The organism is Cumulibacter manganitolerans (assembly GCF_009602465.1).
In the GTDB taxonomy this organism is placed as follows: Bacteria; Actinomycetota; Actinomycetes; order Mycobacteriales; family Antricoccaceae; genus Cumulibacter; species Cumulibacter manganitolerans.
The window spans coordinates 1-706 of the sequence record NZ_WBKP01000132.1 but is presented as its reverse complement, the minus strand read 5'-3'; the positions used below and the strand labels follow the sequence as shown (position 1 = coordinate 706).

The 706-nt window shown below is 70.8% G+C and carries 1 protein-coding gene; it reads right to left on the bottom strand.

From position 1 onward, the window contains the following. Window positions 1-112: 112 nt before the first annotated feature. Window positions 113-706 (bottom strand): HNH endonuclease (locus tag F8A92_RS18490; RefSeq protein ID WP_228389584.1); only part of this gene is annotated, 594 nt, incomplete at its 5' end.

Sequence of the window (706 nt, the reverse complement as noted above, 5' to 3'; positions counted from 1 at the left end):
ACCAGCCGAAGTCCTCAACGAGGTACTCTCAACGCCGCCAAAAACAACAGGCGTTGCGACGACCGCGTGAATCCGCCGGTGGTTTCGGTACCGGAGTACGCCGCGAGTGGGCTTAGCCTGCTCGGCGCCGGAGGTATTCCGCGAGTCGCTGTTCGAGGGGTACCACTTTTCTCGGTGGCGGTTCGGTGACCGGGGGTGGTGGGGTGCTGACGTAGGCGTGGCCGGTGGGGGTGGTGGTGACGGTGACGTGCCGGCCTTCGATGATGCGGGGCTGGGTGCGCCATCCGGGTTGTTCCTTGACCTGGTTGCAGCGTTGGCACAGGCCTTGCCCGTTGGCGATGGTGGTGGGTCCGTCGGCGGCGTGGGGCTGGATGTGGTCGAGGTGGCGGATGGGTGCGCCGCAGCTGCGGCAGTCGCGGTCGCGGGCGATGATGGCGCGTCGGGTGGCTCCGGTGAACCGCCGCCGCGTCGCGTCCGCCGCGGTGATCTCGCCGCTGATCGGGTCGGTGAACAACCGCCGGATCCACCGCGCCGCCTCGTCGGCCCCGCCGGCGAGGGCGATGTCGCGGGCGATCACCGCCGGGATCGGGTGCTCGCCGATCCAGCCACACTCGGCACCGGTGGGGCGCGCCTCGGCATCACCGGGCTCCGCGGACTGCGGGGGCAGGAGGGTGGTGGCGGGCATGACGAGCTGGACCTCGACCGG